Origin of the sequence: Roseateles sp. (assembly GCF_031397715.1) — a bacterium.
Lineage (GTDB): Bacteria > Pseudomonadota > Gammaproteobacteria > Burkholderiales > Burkholderiaceae_C > Paucibacter_A.
In genome coordinates, this window is sequence record NZ_JANNMI010000303.1 from 1 (window position 1) to 7291 (window position 7291).

The following is a 7291-nucleotide window of genomic DNA, read 5'->3' on the forward strand; positions in this document are numbered from 1 at the left end:
GCCCGCATGGCGATGAACGATGAGGAAACCGTCGCGCTGGTGGCCGGCGGCCACACCTTCGGCAAGGCGCATGGCGCGGGCGACCCCTCGCTGGTCGGGGCCGAGCCGGAAGGCAGCGACATCATGGCGCAGGGCCTGGGCTGGGTCAGCAGCTTCGAAAGCGGCGTCGGCGCCCACACTATCACCAGCGGCATCGAAGGCGCGTGGAAGCCCAACCCGACGACCTGGGACAACGGCTACTTCGACATGCTGTTCGGCTACGAGTGGGCGCTCACGAAAAGCCCGGCCGGTGCGCACCAGTGGGTGGCCCAGAACGTCAAGCCCGAGCACATGATCCCGGACGCGCATGACCCGACGCAAAAGCATGCGCCGATGATGACGACGGCCGATCTGTCGCTGCGCATGGACCCGGCCTACGAGAAGATCTCGCGCCACTTTCACCAAAACCCGCAGGCCTTCGCCGACGCTTTTGCTCGCGCCTGGTTCAAGCTGACGCACCGCGATATGGGCCCGCGTGCGCGCTACCTCGGCGCGCTGGTGCCGCCAGAAGTGCTGATCTGGCAAGACCCGATTCCGGCCGTCGACCACGCCTTGGTCGACGCGCAAGACATCCAAGCCCTGAAGGCCAAGCTGCTTGGCTGCGGGCTGTCGACGGCCCAACTGGTCAGCACCGCCTGGGCCTCGGCCTCGACCTTCCGCGGCAGTGACAAACGCGGCGGCGCCAATGGTGCGCGCATCCGCCTGGCACCGCAAAAGGATTGGGCCGTCAACCGGCCGGCCGAATTGGCCGTCGTGCTGGCCAAGCTTGAGGCCGTGCAGAGCGAGTTCAACGGCGCGCAGCCCGGCGGCGCGAAGAAGATTTCGCTGGCCGATCTGATCGTTTTGGGTGGCAACGCGGCCGTTGAGGTCGCCGCCAAGCTGGCCGGCCAAGACCTGGCGCTGCCGTTTGCGCCGGGCCGTATGGACGCCTCGCAAGCGCAGACTGACGTGGCGTCGTTCGCCGTCTTGGAGCCCGCAGCCGACGGTTTCCGCAACTATGTGCGGCCGGGGCTGGAAGGCGTGGCCGCCGAGCTGATGTTGGACAAGGCGCAGTTGCTGGGCTTGAGCGCGCCCGAGATGACGGTGCTGGTCGGTGGGCTGCGGGCGCTGACCGCCAACACCGGCGCGGCCGCGCCCGGCGTCTTCACCGCGCGGCCCGAAACCGTGTGCGCGGGTTTCTTAGTCAACCTGCTCGACATGCGCACGCGGTGGCAAAAGTCTGCCAGTTCGACCGGCGTGTTGGAAGGCTACGACCGCAGTTCGGGTGCGCTGAAGTGGACGGGTACGGTGGTGGATCTGGTCTTCGGCTCCAACTCGCAGCTGCGCGCACTGGCCGAGGTTTATGCGTCCAGCGACTCAGGCCCGAAGTTCGTGCAAGACTTTGCCGCAGCTTGGAGCAAGGTGATGGAGCTGGACCGATTCGAGCTCAAGTAACGGAGCGTGCTGGCGGGCGGGGGCGGGGGCGGGGCTTGGCCGGTTCTGCAAGCGCCGCTGTGCCCCGCGGTGCTTCTTCGACATGGCAGGCGCAAGCCTCGCCATGCGCCGCCGCCACCAGCTCCTCAAGAATGCCGCAGCCCTGCTGTGTGCCACGCTGCGTGCCATGCTGCCGGTGCTGACCGTCGCAACGGCTTTTGAGCGCCATCAATTGCTGCTCCAAGGCGTGCATGCTGACCAGACGAGCGCGCACCCGGGCCAGTTGCGCGTCGACCAGGCCGTCCACGCTGGCCAGCTGCGCAGCATCGCGGCTATTCAAGCTGGCCAATAGCAGGCCAATATCGGCCAGCGACATGTCCAGCGCGCGCCCGTGACGGATGAAAGCCAGCCGCTCCAGATGCGCTTGAGCGTAGTCGCGGTAGCCGTTCTCGCTGCGCGCCGGGCCGGGCAGCAGGCCGCTTTTCTCGTAAAACCGAATGGTTTCAATGTCGACGCCGGTGGCTCGGCTCAGAGCTCCGATTCGCATGATGGGTATGACCTCCGGCACGGAGCATAGCCGAATCCATGGAGTAACTACAGGGAATCGCCATTCTTATTGCCCCCACCCAGGGGTTATGCCTGCCCGAGGGGGCGACGCGCAGCGGTGACAATGCGCGCTCGCCACGCGGCCACAAGCCCAGCGACTAGCGATAAGTGACAAGCATTTTTCTCATTGGGTCAATCACATGACAGCCACAACGATTCCGAACATGCCGGGCCAGGCCTCCGACATGCCAGCCACTCAAAGCACGCGCCAACCGGCCGGTCTGAAGGTGATCTTTTTCACTGAAATGTGGGAGCGCTTCAGCTATTACGGCATGCGTGCCTTGTTGGTGCTGTATCTCGTCAACGCGCTCGGCTATGACAGGCAGAATGCGCTCGCCCTGTACGGCTTGTACACCGGCCTGGTCTACCTAACCCCGATGATTGGCGGCGCCTTGGCCGACAAATACCTGGGTAAGCGCCGCGCCGCGGTGATTGGCGCCGCGGTGATGATGCTGGGCCATTTTGCGATGGCCTTCGAGCCGCTGCTGCATCTGGCGCTGGGCCTGTTGATTGTCGGTAACGGCTTCTTCAAGGCCAACACCACCTCGATGGTCGGTGATTTGTACAACGGCGAAAACGATCCGCGCCGCGCGGGTGGCTATTCAATCTTCTACATGGGCATCAACCTCGGCGCCTTCCTGGCACCGGTGGTGGCCGGCACGCTGGGCGAGAAGCTGGGCTGGCATTACGGCTTTGGCGCTGCCGGCGTCGGCATGGGCTTGGGGCTGATCCAGCTGCTGTGGGGCCAGCGTCTGCTGGGCCGCGCCGGCTTGATGCCGCATCAAGAAGCGATCGGCACGCGTGATCTGGGCCTGATCCTGACCTGGACCGCCGCCAGCGTGGCGCTGGTTTATGGCGTTATCAACGCCTGGGCCTTCGTCGGCCCCTTGCATGCCGCCTTGGCCACGCCGGTGCGCGTGCTCGCCAATGTCGGCGTGGTGGCCGCGATCCTGTGGGTGATCGCTCGGCCCAGCAAGGACGTACAGCATGAGCCGCTGACCCGCGCCGACATGGGCCGGGTGCTGGGCATCATCATCGTGATGTTCTTCGTGATCGCCTTCTGGACCGGCTTCGAGCAGGCCGGCGGCACCATGACCCTGTTTGCCGACAAACAGACCGAGCGCGAGATGTTCGGCTTCACCGTGCCGGCCTCGCTGTTCCAGTCGATCAATCCGCTGATCATTGTGATGATGGCGCCGGTGTTTGCGCTGATCTGGACGCGCCTGGATCAAAGCCGCTTGGCGCTGCCCGACACCGCCAAGCAAGCGCTCGGCATGATCGTGCTGGGCCTGGGCTTCCTGGTGATGGCGCAGGCGCAAAACCTGGCCGATCTGAACGGCAAGGTCGGCGCGCAATGGCTGGCCATCGTCTATGTCATCCACACCATTGGCGAGCTGATGCTGTCACCGGTCGGCTTGGCGATGGTCTCGCGCATCGCGCCGACCCGCTTGGCTGCGATGTTGATGGGCGTGTGGTTCCTGTCCTCGGCGTGTGGTTCCTGTCCTCGGCCGCCGCCAACTATTTGGCCGGTACCTTGGAGCATATGTTGGAGGGGTCGGGACTGCCGCTGTATCCCTTCTTGGCCGCGATGGCGATCGGCGCCGGCATTGTGCTGCTGCTGATCACGCCGCTGCTGAGTCGCTTGATGGGCCTGCACAAGCGCGCCTGACGCCGATCGGGCACCGGCCTCGTTCTGGGCCGCCGCGTGGCCTGGCGCGCACTGCCGATCCGCTGGTGAGCAATAGATCACATGGCGGCTCTGCTCCCCCCATCTGGGGGGCTATTGTTTTTCGGCCCAAAGGACTCCAATCAAGCCATGCGGGGCAGAGCTTCTCAACCGGTGGAGGGTTAACCGGGATGCGAACTGGGCCAGCGGCCAAGACTCACGCGAGTGCTTGATCCGGCCTCCCCCGCGCCATACGCCAACCCCCACGCGCCGGGATACCGCCGCTGCCCCCCGAGGGGGCGTTGAACCGGCTTGGGGCTGAGCCCGGACTCAAATAGGCCAGTGGCCTGTTTGTGCCCAGCAAAGGCCTCAGGCCCTGGGGCCTGAGGCGGCCCGGCGCCGGGTCTTCTCTAGCCCCCACGCGCCGGCGTACCGCCGCTGCCCCCCAAGGGGGCGCTGAACCGGCTTGGGGCGGCCCGGCGCCGGTTCATGCAGCTAGCCGATCGGCGAGAATTGCCCGATGCTGTCCTCCCGCCAAGCCCCCATCGCTGCCATCGCCACCGCCCCCGGACGCGGGGCCGTCGGCATCGTCCGCGTCTCCTCCGCGCAAGACCTGACCCCGCTGATTGACGCCATCTGCGCGCGCACGCTACGGCCCCGCGAGGCGACCTATCTGCCGTTTTGCGATGCCATTGGTGTGGCCATCGACCAAGGCCTGGCGCTGTTGTTCCCGGCGCCGCATTCCTATACCGGCGAGCATGTGCTGGAGTTGCAGGCGCATGGCGGGCCGGTGGTGCTGCAACTGCTGCTGGCGCGCTGCCTGGAGGCTGGCCGAGAGCTTGGCATCCGCTTGGCCGAGCCGGGCGAATTCACCCAACGCGCGTTTCTGAACGGCAAGCTCGATCTGGCGCAGGCCGAAGCGGTCAGCGATTTGATCGACGCCAGCACCGAGGCGGCGGCCCGCAGCGCCGGCCGTGCGCTGGCCGGCGCGTTGTCGCTGGAAGTCAACGAGTTGCGCGACGCGCTGATCAAGCTGCGCATGCTGGTCGAGGCGACGCTGGACTTTCCCGAGGAAGAGATCGACTTTCTGCAGCAGGCCGACGCACTGGGCCGGCTGGCCCGCTTGCAAGCGCGTCTGGCGGCCGTGTTGGACCGCACGCAACAGGGCGCGCTCTTGCGCGAGGGCATCAAGGTGGTGCTGGCCGGTCAGCCCAATGTCGGCAAAAGCTCGCTCTTGAACGCGCTGGCCGGTGCCGAGCTGGCCATCGTCACCGCGGTGGCCGGCACCACCCGCGACAAGGTCAGCCAGACCATCCAGATCGAAGGCGTGCCCCTGCACATCAGCGACACCGCCGGCTTGCGTGACACGAATGATGAAGTTGAGCGCATCGGGGTGGCACGCAGCTGGGAGGCGATTGCCGACGCCGACGTGCTGCTCTTCATGCACGACCTGACCCGTGTCGGCCAGTCGGACTACGAAGCCGAGGACAAGCTGATCTCGGCCCGCTTGGCTAATGTGCCAGCCGAGCGCATCCTGCAGGTTTTTAACAAGGCCGATGCGGCTGTGGTCGCGGGCCTGCCGGATGGCGCCTTGCTGCTCTCGACCAAGTCAGGCGCTGGCCTGGCCGAGCTGCGCCAGCGCCTGCTGCAACAAGTCGGCTGGCATGCCACGCCGGAAGGCCTGTTCATCGCCCGCGAGCGCCATGTCCAGGCGCTCAAGCGCACGCGCGAGCATTTGGACTTGGCGATGGCCGTCGCGCACCAAGAGCCCCCGGCGCTGGATCTGCTCGCCGAAGAGCTGCGCCTCGCGCACGATGCGCTCGGCGAGATCACCGGAACTTTCAGCGCCGACGACCTGCTGGGGGAGATTTTCAGCAAGTTCTGTATAGGAAAATAATGACTTGGGGTTGGACCTGCGAAGCAGCTCCGACCTGACTGGCTAGCGGGGGTTGGACCTGCGAAGCAGCTCCGACCTCACGGATTGGAAAAGCGTTCAGGCTGCAGTGACACTCGCGCACAGTTTCACGAGCGCGCGCATCCGCCTTCACACCCAACGCATTTTTGAACCCACCTTCAAGAATGTCGACGACATCCTGCACAAGGATGCCGGCTGCACCCAATGGCGCCGACGGCAAACTCGACCACAACACCGCCATGACCGGCGACGACCTGCGCGCCTTCATCAACCAGCGCCTCTTTCCGCATCTGGCCGGCTTCAAGCAGCGCGCCAGCGGCCCGAACACGATCGAATCCAAGATCGGCGAGATCTTCAGCGAGATCACCAACAAGGTGCAGAGCGGCGACAACTTGCGCGATGTGATCGAGCTGGTGTACGAGCTGGTGGACGAGCTGCGCTTTGGCTCGCAGACGCAGAGGCATGAGCTCTCGCATCTGTACGAAGCCAAGATCAAGAATATGGGCAACGCCGGCTGCAACGGCGGCGAGTGCTACACGCACCCCGGCCGCTGATCCGCGCCATGATTGAAGTGGCAGCACCCCAGATCGGCGAACGCATCTACGACGGCGCCTGCGGCTCGGCCGGTTTCTTGTGCGGGGGTTTTGGCTACCTCAGTGCCAAGGCCACCACCACCGAGCACCTGGCCACGCCGCAAACGCGCAGCTTCTACGGCAAGGAAAAGAAGCGCCTGGCCTATGTGATCGAGAAATCCCGCCTGGCGCCAATGCGATCGGAAGAATCAAGCAGCTTGTATGGTTCATGGTTCGACCTTGTAGACATTGACCGACAGCGCAACTGCAGGCAGCGTTAAGCGACCTTGGCTATCGGCGCGCACGCGCATGCCGGTCGCTGGGTATGCTGCGGCCAATTTTGCCCGCGCCGGCAAGCCTGACACGCCGGCGCTGCCGGCCTCGCCGCCATAGTTGATCACCACCAAGCTGATTTGCTGGCCCAGCCGGCGCTGAAAGCTCAACACCTGACCCTGCGCGCTGGGTGCCTCATAGCTGCCGCGCGCCAAGGCCGGGTATTGCTTGCGCAGCTTCAGCATGGCTTTGTAGAAGTTCAGGATCGAGGCCGGGTTCTGCTGCTGCGTCTGAACGTTATGGCTGGCGATGTTTGGTGCAAAAGGGCGATAGGTCTGGGCATTGCGGCTGAAGCCATCCTTGGCGCGGGCGCTCCAGCTCATCGGCGCGCGCAGCGGTTCGTCACCGGGCAGGCCGGCCACACCCGCCATGCCGATTTCTTCACCGTAGTAGATGAAAGGCGTGCCGGGCTGCAGCAAATAGGTGGCGGCCGCCAGCTTGTAGCGGGCTTCATCCCCATTCAACTGATCCCAAACCCGGGCGCCGGCAAAGATGTCGTGGTTGGCCAGCATGGTGGCCATGCTGGCAGGTGCGCTCAGAAAATAGTCGGCCACGAACTTGATCGCGTCCGCCTCGCCGCGTGCCGCCTTGATGACTTGGGCTTCAAGGCCGAAGGCGAAGGCGCTGCCACAAACTTGCGGGCCGGCGTAGACCTTGGGGTTGGCGGTGGCCTCGCAGACCGTGTAGCGACCCGGGTAGCTTTTGATCAGCGTCTGAAAATCTTTGGTCAGGCGCCGGCTCTCGGGC

General features: G+C 65.2%; 7 protein-coding genes. 5 read left to right on the forward strand and 2 right to left on the reverse strand.

The window, feature by feature from the left end; all coding sequences use genetic code 11:
* A partial coding sequence (locus RMO57_RS13120; protein WP_310387284.1) for a peroxidase family protein occupies window positions 1-1473 on the forward strand: 1473 nt, incomplete at its 5' end.
* Here the strand turns inward: RMO57_RS13120 and RMO57_RS13125 are convergent.
* Window positions 1466-1999 carry a MerR family transcriptional regulator gene (locus RMO57_RS13125; RefSeq protein ID WP_310387285.1) on the reverse strand — a complete coding sequence of 178 codons (534 nt, stop codon included), beginning with the start codon at window positions 1997-1999 and terminating at the stop codon, window positions 1466-1468. The genes RMO57_RS13120 and RMO57_RS13125 overlap by 8 nt on opposite strands.
* Window positions 2000-2198: 199 nt before the next feature.
* On the opposite strand from RMO57_RS13125, the gene RMO57_RS13130 reads away from it, so the two are divergent.
* The 4 genes from RMO57_RS13130 to RMO57_RS13145 all read left to right on the forward strand — a co-directional run bounded on the left by RMO57_RS13130 (window position 2199) and on the right by RMO57_RS13145 (window position 6492).
* Window positions 2199-3680: a peptide MFS transporter gene (locus RMO57_RS13130; protein ID WP_310387287.1), complete on the forward strand. Its 1482-nt coding sequence runs from the start codon at window positions 2199-2201 to the stop codon at window positions 3678-3680.
* Between the two features lie 564 nt (window positions 3681-4244).
* Complete coding sequence (gene mnmE, locus RMO57_RS13135; RefSeq protein ID WP_310387289.1) at window positions 4245-5621, forward strand: tRNA uridine-5-carboxymethylaminomethyl(34) synthesis GTPase MnmE; 1377 nt, start codon at window positions 4245-4247, stop codon at window positions 5619-5621.
* A 206-nt stretch (window positions 5622-5827) separates the two neighbouring features.
* Window positions 5828-6193, forward strand: a complete 366-nt coding sequence (locus RMO57_RS13140) for a hypothetical protein (protein WP_310387291.1) — start codon at window positions 5828-5830, stop codon at window positions 6191-6193.
* An 8-nt stretch (window positions 6194-6201) separates the two neighbouring features.
* Complete coding sequence (locus RMO57_RS13145) at window positions 6202-6492, forward strand: N-6 DNA methylase (protein ID WP_310387293.1); 291 nt, start codon at window positions 6202-6204, stop codon at window positions 6490-6492.
* On the opposite strand, the gene RMO57_RS13150 is transcribed toward RMO57_RS13145, so the two are convergent.
* Window positions 6439-7291 (reverse strand): alpha-amylase family glycosyl hydrolase (locus RMO57_RS13150; protein ID WP_310387295.1); only part of this gene is annotated, 853 nt, incomplete at its 5' end. The genes RMO57_RS13145 and RMO57_RS13150 overlap by 54 nt on opposite strands.

Bases quoted from the DNA above. Each gene is read 5' to 3' on its own strand.
- RMO57_RS13125 (WP_310387285.1), bottom strand. From the start codon at position 1,999: ATGCGAATCGGAGCTCTGAGCCGAGCCACCGGCGTCGACATTGAAACC.
- RMO57_RS13130 (WP_310387287.1), top strand. From the start codon at position 2,199: ATGACAGCCACAACGATTCCGAACATGCCGGGCCAGGCCTCCGACATG.
- mnmE (WP_310387289.1), top strand. From the start codon at position 4,245: ATGCTGTCCTCCCGCCAAGCCCCCATCGCTGCCATCGCCACCGCCCCC.
- RMO57_RS13140 (WP_310387291.1), top strand. From the start codon at position 5,828: ATGCCGGCTGCACCCAATGGCGCCGACGGCAAACTCGACCACAACACC.
- RMO57_RS13145 (WP_310387293.1), top strand. From the start codon at position 6,202: ATGATTGAAGTGGCAGCACCCCAGATCGGCGAACGCATCTACGACGGC.